Annotated in this window: 13 protein-coding genes; 7 read left to right on the top strand and 6 right to left on the bottom strand. The window is 65.6% G+C overall.

Going from position 1 to position 15768, the window contains the following annotated elements; all coding sequences use genetic code 11:
- From nuoN to CAL18_RS04075, 3 genes are all read left to right on the top strand, one after another.
- Positions 1–1485: an NADH-quinone oxidoreductase subunit NuoN gene (nuoN, locus tag CAL18_RS04065; RefSeq protein WP_026640293.1), complete on the top strand. Its 1485-nt coding sequence runs from the start codon at positions 1–3 to the stop codon at positions 1483–1485.
- Positions 1486–1489: 4 nt separating this feature from the next.
- Entirely contained in the window at positions 1490–1807 is a 318-nt protein-coding gene (locus CAL18_RS04070; RefSeq protein ID WP_026640294.1) for a DUF2818 family protein, read from the top strand.
- Between the two features lie 185 nt (positions 1808–1992).
- Positions 1993–4251, top strand: coding sequence for a TonB-dependent receptor (locus CAL18_RS04075; protein ID WP_249278376.1), 2259 nt, complete (start codon positions 1993–1995; stop codon positions 4249–4251).
- 269 nt (positions 4252–4520) lie between these two features.
- On the opposite strand, the gene serB is transcribed toward CAL18_RS04075, so the two are convergent.
- Positions 4521–5378: a phosphoserine phosphatase SerB gene (serB, locus tag CAL18_RS04080; RefSeq protein WP_026640296.1), complete on the bottom strand. Its 858-nt coding sequence runs from the start codon at positions 5376–5378 to the stop codon at positions 4521–4523.
- 33 nt (positions 5379–5411) lie between these two features.
- Entirely contained in the window at positions 5412–8873 is a 3462-nt protein-coding gene (gene mfd, locus CAL18_RS04085) for a transcription-repair coupling factor (RefSeq protein WP_094796121.1), read from the bottom strand.
- Positions 8874–8902: 29 nt separating this feature from the next.
- Between mfd and ispD the strand changes: the two genes are divergently transcribed.
- Both ispD and ispF read left to right on the top strand, forming a co-directional pair.
- Complete coding sequence (ispD, locus tag CAL18_RS04090) at positions 8903–9601, top strand: 2-C-methyl-D-erythritol 4-phosphate cytidylyltransferase (protein WP_094796122.1); 699 nt, start codon at positions 8903–8905, stop codon at positions 9599–9601.
- Entirely contained in the window at positions 9598–10086 is a 489-nt protein-coding gene (gene ispF / locus CAL18_RS04095) for a 2-C-methyl-D-erythritol 2,4-cyclodiphosphate synthase (protein WP_026640299.1), read from the top strand. Before ispD ends, ispF begins: the two co-directional genes overlap by 4 nt.
- Before the next feature lie 63 nt (positions 10087–10149).
- Here the strand turns inward: ispF and CAL18_RS04100 are convergent, their stop codons facing one another.
- Genes CAL18_RS04100 through risA form a run of 4 tightly spaced genes read right to left on the bottom strand, consistent with a single transcriptional unit; the run spans position 10150 to position 13495 of the window.
- Positions 10150–10668, bottom strand: a complete 519-nt coding sequence (locus CAL18_RS04100) for a carboxymuconolactone decarboxylase family protein (protein WP_026640300.1) — start codon at positions 10666–10668, stop codon at positions 10150–10152.
- Between the two features lie 55 nt (positions 10669–10723).
- Positions 10724–11272 carry a peroxiredoxin gene (locus tag CAL18_RS04105; protein ID WP_026640301.1) on the bottom strand — a complete coding sequence of 183 codons (549 nt, stop codon included), beginning with the start codon at positions 11270–11272 and terminating at the stop codon, positions 10724–10726.
- Between the two features lie 59 nt (positions 11273–11331).
- On the bottom strand, positions 11332–12726 hold the full coding sequence (gene risS, locus CAL18_RS04110) for a sensor histidine kinase RisS (protein ID WP_026640302.1): 1395 nt from the start codon (positions 12724–12726) through the stop codon (positions 11332–11334).
- Between the two features lie 34 nt (positions 12727–12760).
- Complete coding sequence (risA, locus tag CAL18_RS04115; protein WP_026640303.1) at positions 12761–13495, bottom strand: response regulator transcription factor RisA; 735 nt, start codon at positions 13493–13495, stop codon at positions 12761–12763.
- A 128-nt stretch (positions 13496–13623) separates the two neighbouring features.
- Here risA and tsaB point away from each other — a divergent pair, with 128 nt between their 5' ends.
- Both tsaB and CAL18_RS04125 read left to right on the top strand, forming a co-directional pair.
- Positions 13624–14859, top strand: coding sequence for a tRNA (adenosine(37)-N6)-threonylcarbamoyltransferase complex dimerization subunit type 1 TsaB (gene tsaB, locus CAL18_RS04120; protein WP_094817385.1), 1236 nt, complete (start codon positions 13624–13626; stop codon positions 14857–14859).
- Positions 14856–15761 carry a uracil-DNA glycosylase gene (locus CAL18_RS04125; protein WP_026640305.1) on the top strand — a complete coding sequence of 302 codons (906 nt, stop codon included), beginning with the start codon at positions 14856–14858 and terminating at the stop codon, positions 15759–15761. Before tsaB ends, CAL18_RS04125 begins: the two co-directional genes overlap by 4 nt.
- The last annotated feature ends 7 nt before the right edge of the window (positions 15762–15768 follow it).

Consider the following 15768-nt stretch of genomic DNA (forward strand, 5'->3'; position numbering starts at 1 on the left):
ATGATGCAATCTCACATCGATTTCGCCCTGGCCACACCCGAGATCCTGCTGCTGGCTCTCGGTCTGGCTATCCTGCTCATCGACGCGTTCAGCAGCAGCCCCGAGCGCAAGCCTGCTTTCCTGCTGACCTTGCTGACCCTGGGCGTGCTGACGGTGGTGTCGCTGGTGCAGTGGAACAGCGGCGCCGCGGGGCGTACGTTCAACGGCCTGTATGTTGCCGACAACCTGTCGCACCTGCTGAAGGTGGCCTCGTATATTGCCGTGGCGGTCACGCTGATCTACGGAAGGGTGTATATCCAGTCGCGCGACATGCTGCGCGGCGGCGAGATCTACGTGCTGACCCTGATGGCGCTGTTGGGCCAGATGGTCATGATCTCGGCGGGCAACCTGATCACGGTGTACCTGGGCCTGGAGCTTATGTCGTTGGCCCTGTACGCGCTGATCGCCTTGCGGCGCGACGACGTGACGGCCACGGAAGCCGCCATGAAGTACTTCGTGCTGGGCGCCCTGGCATCGGGTTTCCTGCTGTATGGCATGTCCATGGTGTACGGCGCGACCGGCCAGCTGGACATCGCCGAAATCGCCAAAGTGGTGGCGGCCGGCCAGCAACAGGACATGGCGCTGGTGTTCGGCGTGGTGTTCCTGGTGGCGGGGCTGGCGTTCAAGCTTGGCGCCGTTCCTTTCCATATGTGGGTGCCCGACGTCTATCAGGGTTCGCCCACTGCCGTGACGCTGATCCTGGGCGCGGCGCCCAAACTGGCGGCTTTTGCGATTACGCTGCGCCTGCTGGTGGAAGGCCTGCATGACCTGGCGGCCGACTGGCAGCCGATGCTGATGATCCTGGCCGTGCTTTCCCTGGCCATAGGCAACCTGACCGCCATTGCCCAGACCAACTTCAAGCGCATGCTGGCGTATTCCACCATCTCGCATGTGGGGTTCGTGCTGCTGGGCCTGATGTCCGGCGCCGTGGACGGCCGGCCTGACGCGTCGGCCCAGGCTTACGGATCGGCCCTGTTCTACATGCTGATCTACGTGCTGACCACGTTGGGCACCTTCGGCATGATCCTGCTGTTGTCGCGGCAGGGCTTCGAGTGCGAGCAGATCGACGACCTCAAGGGCCTGAATCGCCGCAGCCCCTGGCATGCGGCCATCCTGCTGCTGCTGATGTTCTCGCTCACCGGCATTCCGCCCATGGTGGGTTTCTACGCCAAGCTGGCGGTGCTGCAGGTGCTGGTGGAAGCCGGCCACGTTGCGCTGGCGGTCATTGCAGTGCTCTTTTCGCTGATCGGCGCGTTCTACTACCTGCGGGTGGTCAAGGTGGTGTACTTCGACGACCCCGCGGCCGAAGTGGGCCCGGTGTCCGCACCGTGCGCTCCGCGCGGCGTGCTGTCGATCAACGGCGCGCTGATCCTGGTGCTGGGCATTCTGCCGGGCGGGCTGATGGCGCTGTGCGTGCACGCCATCCAGACCTCCCTGGGCCTGTAGCGTCATGAGCCAGACCGTTGCCGTCTGGCTGCTGATCGCGCTGGCCCTGGTCAGCGCGAATCTGCCGTTCCTGACCGAACGCGTGCTGGTGGTGCTGCCCTGGAAGCAGGGCGCCAAGCCGTTCTGGCTGCGCATGCTGGAACTCCTGGCTTACTACGGCCTGGTGCTGGCCCTGGGGTTTGCCTTTGAAGCCGCACTTGGCAATCGGTTTTCGCAGGGCTGGGAGTTCTACGCCATTACCCTGAGCCTGTACCTGGTGCTGGGATATCCGGGTTTTGTCTATCGGTATCTGTTCAAGCGGCATCCGTCCTTGCGGACCTGATCCTGCATCGCCCCCACCCCAAGCGCCTGCTGCAAGCAGGCGTTTTTTTTTTGCCCTCGGGTGGATCGCTGGTTTCGACGTTCCGTGGCAATGCGCGTCGGGCGGGCCGTGTTCAGGCGTCTGTCAGTGGAAAAGTTCAGAATCTAGCCCCGTTAATTAATAAGAATTATTGCTATTTTTATTAACTGGAGAGAGCGTTGAGATCTTTGGATTCCTATTCCACGCAGTCGCTGGCGTCGTCGCTGGCCGCGGCGATGGTCGCGCCGGCGTTCTGCCTGGCTGCGCCCGCGGGCGCGCAAACCGCAGTTCCTCAGTTGTCGCCGGTGCAGGTAGAGGGCGAGTCGTCGTCTTACGATGTGCCGGTATCGCGCTCGCCCAAGATGACGGCGCCGCTGGTGGACACACCGCGCACCGTGCAGGTGGTGCCTCAGCAAGTGATCCAGGACCAGGCCGCCACGACGTTGCAGGACGTGCTGCGCAACTCGCCCGGCATTACGTTTGGCGCCGGGGAAGGGGGCCGGGCCGGCGGCGACCTGCCCATTATCCGCGGCCAGAACTCGGCCGGCAGCATTTTCGTCGATGGCGTGCGCGACACCAGCACGCAGACCCGCGATACATTCAACCTGGAACAGGTGGAAATCATCAAGGGCCCCGATTCGGTGTATTCGGGGCGTGGCGGCGCGGGCGGCAGCATCAACCTGGTGACCAAGAAACCCAGGGCCAATGACTTTGCCGAAGGTTCCGTGCAGGTCGGCACCGACAACAATTACCGCGCAACGGCCGACGGAAATTGGCGGCTGGGCGAGCAGGCCGCCTTCCGGCTGAACCTGATGGGCAACAAGGGCGATGTGCCTGGCCGCGACAGCGCGGTGGATTTCGAGCGATGGGGAGTGGCGCCGTCGCTGATGCTGGGGCTGGGCACGCCTACCCGCATTACGCTGAGCTTCCAGCATTACCAGGACGACAGCATGCCCGATTACTCGATTCCGTACGATCCGGAGTCGGGCCAGCCGGTGACCGAAACCCGGGGCGTCAGCCGCAAGACCTTCTATGGCCTGACCGGGCGCGACTTCATGCGCCAGCGCGAAGACACGGGCACTGTCGATATCCAGCACGATTTTTCGGATCGCCTGCGGTTGCGCAACGTGACGCGATATACGCGCGCCACCATGGACTTTGCCGCCACCAATCCGGACGACAGCAAGGGCAATGTGGCGAACGGACTGGTGTACCGCGCCTTGAAATCGGGCTACTTCGCCACCAAGACGTTTACCAACCAGACGGACTTGAGCGGTGAATTCGAAACGGGCAGCCTGAAGCACAGTTTCGACGTGGGCTTCGAATACACCAACGTGGTGCAGGACAAGGACGGCTACGACGAACTGGGCAAGCCCGGCAACGGCACCAATTGCTCGGCGCCGCCCATGGCCGCAACGGCCTGGTGCACGTCGCTGTGGGATGCCGACCCGCACACGTACTACCCGGGGCGCCTGGAGCGCCGCGACAACCCCGCAACCTACACCACCAACACCATGGCGGTGTATGGCTTTGACACAATCAAGTTCAACGAGCAGTGGCAGGCCAGCGTGGGCCTGCGCTGGGACAATTACCAGATCAGCGGCAAGAACATCGCGCCGGGGCGTGGCGCGCCGGCAGGCACGCCCAACTACGATGCCAGCCGCGAAGACAATCTGTTCAATTACCAGTTGGGCCTGGCCTACAAGCCGCTGCCCAACGGCACGATCTACGCCACGTTCGGCACGTCGTCGACGCCGTCATCCGTCGCGGGCAACAACGTCAATGATGTGGTGTCTGAGGACAGCGCCGGCCTGGAGCCGGAGAAGAGCCGCACCGTCGAAGTGGGCACAAAATGGCAGCTGTTCGATGACAGCCTGATGCTGACCGCGGCGCTGTTCCAGGACGTGCGCAAGAACACCAATGTGATGGTGTCGGCTACCGAAAGCGAGCAGGTGGGCAAGTCGAAGGTGCGGGGCATTGAACTGGGCTTCTCGGGCAGTATCACCCCCAAGTGGAACGTTTTCGGCGGCTATACCTTCATGGATAGTGAACTGGTCAGCGGGGCGTTCGAAAGCGGTGCGGTGGGCCAGGAACTGCCCAACACGCCTCGCCACGCGTTCAGCCTGTGGTCCACTTACCAGGTCTTGCCGAAGCTGACCTTGGGCGGCGGGGCATATTATGTGGACAAGGTATATGGCAATGCGGATGCGGGCCGAAACGCCGACGGCACCCCCAGGGCACGATGGGTGCCTTCATACTGGCGCTTCGATGCCATGGCGGCCTACCGGTTCAACGAGCACCTGAGCGCGCAGTTGAACGTGGTGAACCTGTTCGACAAGACGTACTACACGCGGGCCTACGGAGCGCACTATGCGGCGCTGGGCACCGGCCGCGCCGCGCTGTTGTCGGTAAACCTCAAGTACTGAGGCCGCGCGCCAGCGTCGCGGCAAAGGGTGCGCCATAAATGGGTGTCTGGCACCCAACGAAAGATCGTCGCGCCCGCGATTGGTGTCTGACACCGATAGGTGTCAGACACCTTGTGCGCCCAATCGAACGCAGTTGATGTCTGACACCCATAGGGAGTCAGACACCTTGCGCGCCCAATAATGCAGCTGGTGTCTGGCACCCATAGGGTGTCAGACACCTTACCGAACCACCGTCGTGCCGGAGCCTGGCTGCCTTTAGCGTCGGCGGTTCAGCTTTCGAACCAATTGAGCACCGCGTCCAACCCCGATACATTCAGGGCATAGGGCGTCTGCTGGCGCACGATGGGTTTGGCGCGGTAAGCCACCGCATAGCGGGCGGCGCCCAGCATTTTCAGATCGTTGGCGCCGTCGCCCAGCGCGATGGTCTGGTCGGGCGTTGCGCCGTGCACCTGCGCGAAGGCGCGCAGGTGGGCCAGCTTGGCGTCCGCGTCGAGGATGTCGCCCAGCACCTTGCCCGTGAGCACGCCATCACGGATTTCCAGGGTATTGGCGTGGGCGCTGTCGAGCTGCAGGCGTTCGCGCAGCCGCTCGGTAAAGAAGGTAAACCCGCCCGATACCAGCATGACTTTCAGGCCCGCCGCGCGCGCGGTGGAAATGAGCGTTTCCGCGCCGGGATTCAGGCGGAGCTTGTCGGCATAGACCTGTTCCAGCGCCGAGGCGGGCGCGCCCTGCAGCAGCGCCACGCGGCGCCGCAGGCTTTCGGCGAAATCCTTGATCTCGCCGCGCATGGCCGCCTCGGTGATCTGGGCGACCTGCGGCTTGACGCCGACCACGCCCGCGATCTCGTCGATGCACTCGATATTGATCAGCGTCGAGTCCATGTCCATAGCCAGCACCTTGCATTGCGACAGCCGCGCGCCGGCCGCGATGAAGGCCGTGTCCACGCCATGCTGTTCGCCCCATTGGGTGACCTGCGTGCGTACCTCTGCGTCGTGCGCGACATCGAGCAGGCGGGCGGCCGTGGCGCCCAGCTGCATGACGCCCTGCGCCTGCGCCAGCGCGGCCAGTTGTTCGGTTTGCCCGGCGCTCAGGGCCGGGGACTGGATAACGAGATGATGGGTAGGCATGGAATCTACAGGGTAGGCGGCATCGCCGGGATATTACTTCAGAGAGCGCAGCACCGCGCGGACGGCATCGGCGCGCGCGGCGACCTGGGGCGCCTTGAATTCGATGCGCAGCTTGTCCTGGCCGCCCAGTTTGATATGCCGTTGCTTCTGCACCAGTTCGATGATGCGCAGGGGGTCGACGGCGGCCTTGGGGCCGAACTGCAGCAGGGCCTGCGCCTCGCTGGCGTCGATCTTGGTGATGCCCAGCGGCTGCGCCGCCAGCCGCAGGCGGTGCGTCGTGAGCAGCACCTGGGCGGCTTCGGGCAGTTTGCCAAAGCGGTCCACCAGTTCTTCCTGGATGCGTATCAGGTCGTCTTCGTCGGCCGCATGCGCAAGCCGCTTGTATATGCCCAGCCGGGCATGCACGTCGGGGCAATAGTCCGATGGCAACAGCGCCGGCGCGTGCAGGTTGACCTCGCAGGCAAAGTTGAACGGCGCGTCCATATCGGGCTCTTCGCCGGCCTTGAGCGCGCGTACGGCCTCGTTGAGCATTTCGCTGTACATCGAGAAGCCGATTTCGTGGATGTTGCCCGATTGCGATTCGCCCAGCACTTCGCCGGTGCCGCGGATTTCCAGGTCGTGCATGGCCAGGTAGAAGCCCGAGCCCAGTTCTTCCATGGCCTGGATGGCTTCGAGCCGCTTCTTGGCGTTGGACGTGATGGCATCTTCGCCGGGCGTAAGCAGGTACGCGTAGGCCTGGTGGTGCGAGCGGCCGACCCGTCCGCGCAACTGGTGCAGCTGGGCAAGCCCGAAGCGGTCTGCGCGATGGATGACGATGGTGTTGGCCGAGGGAACGTCGATGCCGGTCTCGATGATGGTGGTGCACAACAGCACGTTGTAGCGTTGCTGATAGAAACCCTTCATCACCTGCTCGAGCTCGCGTTCGGGCATCTGCCCGTGGGCCACCGCGATGCGCGCCTCGGGCACCAGTTCTTCCAGACGGGCGCGGCGGTTGTGGATGGTCTCGACCTCGTTGTGCAGGAAGTACGCCTGGCCGCCGCGCTTGAGCTCGCGCAGCAACGCCTCGCGGATGGTGCTTCCGTCTTCGCGTCGCACGAAGGTCTTGATGGCCAGCCGCTTCTGCGGCGCGGTGGCGATGACGGAGAAATCGCGGATGCCTTCCAGCGACATGCCCAGGGTGCGCGGGATGGGCGTGGCGGTGAGCGTCAGCACGTCGACCTCGGCCCGCAGCGCCTTGAGGGTTTCTTTCTGGCGTACGCCGAAGCGGTGTTCTTCGTCGATGATCACCAGGCCCAGCCGCTTGAAGCGCACGTCCTTGGACAGGATTTTGTGCGTGCCTATCACGATGTCGACGCGGCCATCGTTGATGCCTTGCACCGCTTCGGACACTTCTTTGGACGAGCGGAACCGCGACAGCTCCACCACCCGCACCGGCCAGTCTGCGAAGCGATCGGAGAAGGTCTGGGCGTGCTGCTCCGCAAGCAGCGTGGTGGGGCACAGCAACGCCACCTGCTTGCCATTGGCCACGGCCAGGAAGGCGGCGCGCAACGCGACTTCGGTTTTGCCGAACCCGACGTCGCCGCAAACCAGCCTGTCCATGGGCCGGCCGGAGGTCATGTCGCCGATGACGGCCTCGATTGCCGCACGTTGATCGGCGGTTTCTTCGAAGCCGAAGCCTTCGGCAAAGGCCGCGTAATCGTTCAAAGGCAGATTGAAGGTGTAACCCTGGCGCGATGCCCGTTGCGCGTACAGCGCCAGCAGTTCCGCGGCGGTATCGCGCACCTGCTGCGCGGCCTTGCGGCGCGCCTTGTCCCATTGGCCCGAGCCCAACTGATGCAGCGGGGCCGATTCCGGATCGGCGCCGCTATACCGGGCGATGACGTGCAATTGCGAGACCGGCACGTACAAGGTGCTGCCGTTGGCGTATTCGAGATGCAGGAACTCCATCTCGCCATGGCCCATGTCCATGTTGACCAGCCCCTGGTACCGCCCGATGCCGTGCTGCGCGTGCACCACCGGGTCGCCCGTGCGCAGCTCGGACAGGTCGCGCACCATGGCTTCGACGTTGCTGGCGCGTTCCTGGTCGCGGCGGCCGCGGCGCGGCGCGCCCGCGTGGCCGGGATAGAGGTCGTTCTCGGTAAGAAAGGTAAGTTCTGCCGACGGAATGCCGAAGCCGGTGGTCAGCGGCGCCACGCCCAGCGCGAACATGGCCTGCGATGCCAGGAAGGCCTGGATCGATTCGGGCTGGGCATCGGGCGCCAGGTCGAACTCCGCCAGCATCTGCGCCAGGGTTTCGCGGCGGCCGGCAGAGTCGGCGCACAGCAAGACCCGTGATTCGCCGCGCGACAGCAGGGCGCGCAGGCGGCCGACAGGGTCTTCGGCGCGCCGGCTGACGCTGACATCGGGAATGGCGCGGAAGTCGGGATGCGGTCCGCTGTCGGTCAGCGCCAGGCGCGCGAATGCCTTGAAGCGCGCGTGCAGCGCCTCGGCGTCGAGAAACAGCGCCTCGGGCGGCAGCACGGGCCGTTCGCGGTCGCTTTTGAGGAAGGCGTAGCGGCTTGCGGTGTCTTGCGTGAAGCGCAGCACTGCGTCGTCGATATCGCCCAGCGTGACCGCGATCGAATCCGTGGGCAGGTAGTCGAACAGCGTGGCGGTTTCGTCGAAAAACAGCGGCAGGTAGTATTCGACGCCGGCGAAAGCAATGCCGTTGCCGATGTCTTTGTATGGCAGGGCGCGCGACGGATCGCCCTCGAACACTTCGCGAAAACGGGCGCGAAAGCGGTTGCGGGCCGCTTCGTCCATGGGAAATTCACGCCCGGGCAGCAACTCGACTTCGCGCACGGGATACAGGCTGCGCTGGGTATCTACATCGAAACTGCGGATCGATTCGATTTCATCGTCGAACAAGTCGAGCCTGTAGGGCAGGGCCGAGCCCATGGGGAACAGGTCGATCAGCCCGCCGCGCAGGCAGAATTCGCCGGGCGCGGTCACCTGCGTGACATGGGTGTAGTTCGCCAGGGTCAGCTGCGCCCGCAGCGCGGCTTCATCGAGCCTGTCTTTCTGCCTGAACGAAAACGTATAGGCGGCAAGGAACGACGGCGGCGCCATGCGATAGAGTGCGGTGGTAACCGGAACCAGCAGCACGTCGACACTTTTCTGCATCAGCGCGTGCAGGGTCTGCAGCCGGGCGGACACCAGGTCCTGGTGAGGCGAGAACGCGTCGTACGGCAGGGTTTCCCAGTCGGGCAGCTGGCGCACGCGCAGTTCGGGGCCGAACTGCGGAATTTCATCCGCAAGGCGTTGCGCCTCGAGCGGCGCAGCGGTCAGCACGACCAGCGGACGGCCTGCCTGGCGGGCCAGGTCGGTCAGCAAAAACGCATCGGCCGAACCGGGGGGGCGCGGCTGCGCATAGCGGGCGCCGGGCTTCAGGGCGGACAGCGTGGTGGCGGTGGCGGGTATGCGCGGAACCGCGCCGGGGAGTGAGGAATCAGGCATCAGGACGAAGATTATAAAATCACCGGGCCATGAGAGATTCCTTGATCGCCATTGTGCCCGCCGCCGGCGTGGGCCAGCGCGCCGGCCGCCCGGGGGCGCCCGACATTCCCAAGCAATATCGGCTGCTGGCCGGCCAGCCCATGCTGCGGCGCGCGGTGCACGCCCTGCTGGCCGATGCGCGCATCGCGCAGGTGCGCGTGGCGGTGTCTGCCGGCGACGAGCGGGCCGCGCCGGCGCTGGCCGGGCTGCCGCGCACGTCGTGGCGGGCTTGCGGCGGCGCGACGCGAGCCGCCACGGTGGCCGCCGCGCTGGCCGATAGCGGCGCCCGAGATGACGACTGGATACTGGTCCACGACGCGGCGCGCCCGGGGCTGCCCGCCGCGGCGCTGGCGCGGCTGATCGATGCCTGCCTGGACGACGGCGTGGGCGGTTTGCTGGCGCTGCCCGTGGCCGACACGGTCAAGTCGGCACGCTCGGTTTCCGGCGCGGCGCGGGTGGCCGCCACGCTGGATCGCAACGGTCTCTGGCTTGCGCAGACGCCGCAGATGTTCCGTGCGGGCGTATTGCGCGCCGCCCTGCGGCAGGCGCAGGCGGCCGGCGCCGAGGTCACCGACGAGGCCTCTGCCATCGAGGCGGCGGGGCATGCGCCGCTGCTGGTGCCGGGCGACATGCGCAACTTCAAGGTCACCTGGCCCGACGATTTCGAACTGATGGAAAAATGGCTATGAACTTTCCCTTCCGCGTCGGGCAAGGCTACGACGTACACGCCCTGGTATCGGGCCGGCCGCTGATCATCGGCGGCGTCACCATTGAGCACACGCACGGCCTGCTGGGGCATTCCGACGCCGATGTGCTGCTGCATGCCGTGACCGACGCCTTGCTCGGGGCGGCCGGGCTGGGCGATATCGGGCGCCATTTTCCGGATAATGATCCGGCCTATAAGGGGGCCGACAGCCGCGTGCTACTGCGCGAAGCGGTGGCCAAGGTGCGCGCCGCCGGCTGGATTCCGGTCAATATCGACGCCACCGTGCACGCGCAGGCCCCGAAAATCGGGCCGCACGCCGCAGCCATGGCGGCCAATATCGCCGCGGACGCGGGCCTCGATGCGACGGCGGTCAACATCAAGGCCAAGACCAACGAAGGTCTGGGCTATCTGGGGCGTAAAGAAGGCATCGCGGCCACCGTTGTAGCGCTGGTGGCGCGCGACGCCTAGGTGTGACAGCGCCGCGGCGCCTGACACCGTCTGGCGTCGGGCACGCGGCGTCAGCGCGGCTGCTTACTTGCCTTGGGCGGCCAGCGACAGCGCGGCTGCGTTGACAACCGAAGCAATGCGGCCAACGTCGCGCAATTGCTCGACCGTCAGGCCATCTTTCTTCAGGTTCTCGTAGTGCGACTGCACGCAGAAGTGGCACTTGCCGATGATGGACGCAGCCAGCGCGAACAGCTCAAACCGCTTCTTGTCCACGCCGCCGTGGGTGGCGTAGGCGTTCATGCGCAGTTGGGCCGGCAGGCTCTTGAGCTGAGCGTCGCCCGTCATTTCGACATAGGGGTACCACATGTTGTTCATGCCCATCAGCGCCGAGGCGGTGAGCGCGGCGTTGGCGTCGGTATCCGACAGGCCGCTCTTGAAGGCCTCGATCAGCACCGGGCTGCGCGCCGCGAAGGCGGCCGACAGGGCGGCGCCCACGGCATCTTCGGGGGCAAGGGTAGAACGCGCGATCACGGCATCCAGATTCAGGCGGATATCTTTGGCCCAATCCGGCAGTTGATCTTTGATTGATGAAAGAAATTCCATAGTTTTTACCTATAATCTGGAGCAGGAAAAGCCCGGACGAGCCGGGCCGGAGGTCTTACAGCGTGGCGCCGCCAACCGAACGGTTGCACGGGCACAGTTCGTCGGTTTGCAGACCGTCGAGCAGGCGCAGGACTTCTTCAGGGTTGCGGCCCACGTTCAGGTTGTTGACCGAGACGTGCTGGATGGTGTTGTCGGGGTCGACGATGAACGTGGCGCGGTAAGCAACGCCTTCGCTCTTGTCGCGCACGCCCAGCTGGTCAACCAGCGAGCCGGTCGTGTCGCCGAACTGGTAGTGAGCCAGCTTGTTCAGGTCCGGGTGCTCGCGGCGCCATGCCAGCTTGACGAATTCGTTGTCCGTCGAACCGCCCAGCAGGACGGCATCGCGGTCTTCGAAATCTTTGGCCAGCTTGTTGAAGCCGACGATTTCGGTGGGGCACACGAAAGTGAAGTCTTTCGGGTAGAAGTAGATCACCTTCCACTTGCCCGGGAACGAGCTTTCGGTGATGTCTTCGAACGCCGAAACACCGTTTTCTTCGTGCTGGTTGAAGCCAGGCTTGACGCCGGTGACCTTGAAGGGTTCGAGTTTGTCGCCAACAGTTTTCATAAATGCTCCCGTAGTTGTTGGGTGAAATTAAGGCATGGCCTCAAACCCTAAATTGTACGCTATTGGCTATCGGTGTCTAATTGATAATTCCTAAATTTGGCTTTGGGGATCTCTATCCGGGCGGTAAGCCCGCCGCCTGAACGGGGCAGCATTTTCAGGGACCCGCCCACGTGCTTGAGCAGGCGCTCGACAATGGCCAGCCCCAGCCCGGCGCCGCTGACGCCGGTACGGGCGGCCTCGCCGCGAGAGAAGGGGCGCAGCAGCCGGTCGACTTCTTCGGGGGCAATGCCCGGGCCGCGGTCGGACACTTCAATGACCAGCGTGCTGCCCTCCGCATGCAGGGTCATGCGCAGATGCGCCTGCCCGTCGGTGGACCGGCCGTAGCGCCTGGCGTTTTCGAGCAGGTTGCCGACCACCCGCTTCAGGTCCAGGGCGGTGATCCGTGCGCGCAGGCCCGGCTCGATGGACGCGGTCAGCTCGCCGCCCATCGATGCCGTATGGCTGCGCTCGCGTTCGTAGAGGTCGGCCAGCACGGCGGAAATGTCGGTGGCCATCTGCGGCAGGGTGCCGGCCGGGCGCGCGTATTCCATCAACTGCCCGATGCTGTGGTCGATCTGGCCGAGGTCTTCGTCGATAGCCTGGCGCGCATCTTCGGACACGCCGCTCATTTCGATCTCGAGCCGCATGCGTGCCAATGGCGTGCGCAGGTCGTGCGAAATGCCGGCCAGCATCAGTTCGCGGTCGGCTTCGGTCTGCCGCAGGTCTTTGGCCATGCGGTTGAACGAGGCGTTCAGGTCGCGGATTTCGAGGGGGCCGTGCTCGGGCAGGGGGGCCGGCGTTTCGCCGCGCGAAAGTACCTGGGCCGCGCGTGCCAGGCGTGACAGCGGCCGGTTGACAAAGCCCACGCTTACCGCGGCGCCCACCAGCGAAAGCAGCAGCGCGGTGGCGCCCCAGCCCAGCCATTCGATGCCGCCCGTCAGCCCGATTTGTTCGCGTTCGAACACCAGCCAGTACAAGTCCTGGTTGATCTGGAAACTGACCCAGAAGCCCGGCACCTGATTCACGCCCCATGAAATCTGGGTTTCCGGGCCGAACCGCGAGCGGATATGCTGCGCGACCCGCTGCCAGTAGTTGTCGTCGGGCAGGGCTTCGGTAAAGTCGGTGACTTCGCGCGGATAGACCTGGATGCCTTCGTTGGTGGCCAGGTCCAGCAGCAGCTTGCTGCGCTCGGCGTCGTTCGAATAAATAAGCGCCGTGCGGGTGATGTTGACAGCCGTGATGACCCGCTGCGCCATCTGGTTGGCGCGCGGCCCGAGCTCCATGCTGAAGAACACCTGCAGCCACGCGCCCAGGCTGACCAGCATCAGGGCGGCGAGCAGCAGGAACGTGCGCCCGAACAGGCCCAGCCTGAGGCGCGACGTCAGGTTACGGAAGATCTTGCGCAAGCTGGGCACGAGACGGCGCTCTTGCCCCGGTCGGGCGGGATGGTCAGCCGCCGCCATCCGGGACGAATACGTAGCCCAGCCCCCATACCGTCTGGATGAATACCGGCTTGGACGGGTTGGGTTCGATCAGTTTGCGCAGACGCGAAATTTGCACGTCCAGGCTGCGATCGAAAGCTTCGTATTCGCGGCCGCGGGCCAGCTCCATCAGCTTGTCGCGCGACAGGGGGATCTTGGGGTGGCGGGCGAACACCTTCAGGACGGAAAATTCGCCGGTGGTGATCGGCACTTGTTCACCGTTGCGCGTGAGCGTGCGGGTGGACAGGTTGAGCACATACGGCCCAAAGGCGATGGATTCGTTTTCCTGGCTGGGGGCGCCGGGGTGTTCTTCGGTGCCGCGGCGGCGCAGGATGGCGTTGATGCGGGCCAGCAGTTCACGCGGGTTGAACGGCTTGGACAGGTAATCGTCGGCGCCCATTTCCAGGCCGACGATACGGTCGATTTCTTCGGCCTTGGCCGTCAGCATGATGATGGGCGTGTTGTCGTGGCCCCCACGCAGCCGACGACAGATGGACAGGCCATCTTCGCCCGGCAGCATCAAGTCGAGCACCAGCAGGTCAAAGTGCTCGCGCTGCCAGAGTTTGCCCATTTCTTTGGCATCTTCGGCGACGAAGACGTTGAACCCTTGTTCCGACAAGTAGCGGCGCAGCAGGTCGCGCAGGCGCGGATCGTCGTCGACGACGAGGATCTTGCGGATGGGATTGGTGTTTTGCGTGTTCATGGCCGGAAATGTAACAGTGACGAGAACCAGCGGCTAGTGGGTATTCACAAGATATTACACATTGCGCGGTACAGTTGAAATCCCCCGGTTCCCCAGGGGCGCGCGCCGGTTTCGTACAATCAGAACCTATGGAATTCAACCTGCTGGCCCTTGAGACCTCCTCGTCGCGTTGCGGGGTGGCATTGCTGCGCGAAACCGCCGTCGGCCCGGTGGTCAGCGTGCGGGAACACGAGGGCTCCCAGGAGCACGCCGAACGCCTGCTGCCCATGGCCGCGGAATTGCTGGCGCAGGCCGGTCTGCAAGCTTCGGACCTGCACGCGGTGGCGTTCGGGCAGGGCCCCGGGGGGTTCACCGGGCTGCGCGTGGCCTGCGGCGTGGCGCAAGGCATGGCCCTGGCCCTTCAGGTGCCGGTGCTGCCCGTGGTGTCCCATCTTGCGGTGGCCGAGCAGGTGGACGCCGTACCGGGCGAGCGGGTGCTGGTGGCGCTTGACGCCCGCATGAACGAGGTCTACCTGGCCGTGTACGAACGCCGCGCCGATGCCGGCCCCCCCTGGCTGACATGCCAGGCGCCCATGCTGATCGCCGCGCACCAGGCTGCCGCCTGGGCCATGTACCACCTGGGCGGATCGCCCGGCGCCGGCGAACCGGCGCCGGTCTGCGTGGCGGGCGATGCCTGGGATATCTACGCCGCCGAAATGGCCGTTGCCCCCGGATGGCGGCGCGCGGACGTGGCGCGTCCCAGGGCGGACGCCGTCGCACGCCTGGCGCGCGAGGCGTGGCGACGGGGCGAGGCGGTCGCGCCCGAGCTGGCAGCGCCGCTGTACGTGCGCGACAAGGTGGCCTTTACGACGGCCGAGCGCGAACAGGGACACGGGGGCAACCCGAAGGCGGCGCCGGCCGCGTTGCCCGCCGCCGTGCTGGCCCCCATGACCGAAGCCGACCTGGACGAGGTGGCCGCGCTGGAAGCCCAGTTGCAGGCATTTCCCTGGACGCGCGGCAATTTCGCCGACGCGCTGGCTGCGGGCTACGAAACCCGGGTGTTGCGCCTGGACGGCGAGCTGGCGGGCTTTTGTGTGGCCATGCTGGCTCCCGACGTGGCGCACCTGCTGGTTATTGCGGTAGCCCGGTCGCGGCACCGCCAGGGGCTGGGGGCCATGCTGCTCGACTGGTGCGTCCAGTGCGCCCGCGAACGCGGCCTGCCTGCCGTGCTGCTGGAAGTGCGCCCGTCCAACCAGGCTGCGCTGGCCTTTTATGAACGCCAGGGCTTTCGCCGCATCGGCATGCGCCGCGGCTACTATCCCGCCGCCCATGGCAAGCGCGAAGACGCGCTGGTGATGCAGAAAAGCCTGGGAGACCGGGCATGAGCCAGACGGAAACCGGCGCGCCGCCGCCTAGTATCAATCCGCTGCAGAAATTCTGGCTGCGCGAGATCGGCATCGAGAAAACCTGGCTGCCCGCCGCGCCGCCGCAGGCGCGCGACGCGGCACGGGGTAACAATGCCGAGCCGGCGCGGGCCTTGCAACCCCAGGCGGCGCCGTCCACGGCCACGCCTGGCGGCGATGCACCGCCGCCGGCGCCCGCCAGGCCGGACGCACCGGCGGGCGCCAGCCCGGCGCCAGAGTCGGCCGCGCCGCGTCCCTTGGCCCGTCCTGCGCCGCCTGCCGTGCCGCCTGTCGCCCCTGCCCGGACGGAACCGGTGGTGCCCGCGCAGGATTTCGAGGCGCTGCGAGAGCAGGTCATCCAGTGCACGGCCTGCGGCCTGTGCAGCGGCCGGCGCCATGCCGTGTTCGGCATGGGCGCGCGCCCAGCGCGCTGGATGGTGGTGGGCGAGGCGCCCGGCGAGCAGGAAGACCGCCAGGGCCTGCCGTTTGTGGGCCGTTCCGGGCAACTGCTCGACGCCATGCTGGCTTCGGTGGGGCTGAGCCGCGAGAAAGACGTTTTTATCGCCAACGTGATCAAGTGCCGCCCGCCGGGCAACCGCAATCCCAGGCCGGAAGAGGTCGCCGCCTGCAGCCCGTACCTGATGCGGCAGATCGAATTGCTCAAGCCCGAGCGCATCCTGGTGCTGGGTCGCTTCGCCGCGCAAACCCTGCTTGGCACTGATGCCACCATAGGCAACCTGCGCGGCCGCGGCCATGTATTCAAGACAGACGACGGGCGCAGCATCCCGATGGTGGTGAGCTACCACCCTGCCTACCTGTTGCGCAGCCCCGCCGAGAAAGCGCGAGCCTGGCAGGATCTGCGGCTGGCCGCGGCGCTGGCCTGAGGCGCCG

Source organism: Bordetella genomosp. 7, assembly GCF_002261415.1.
Classification (GTDB): Bacteria; Pseudomonadota; Gammaproteobacteria; order Burkholderiales; family Burkholderiaceae_B; genus Bordetella_A.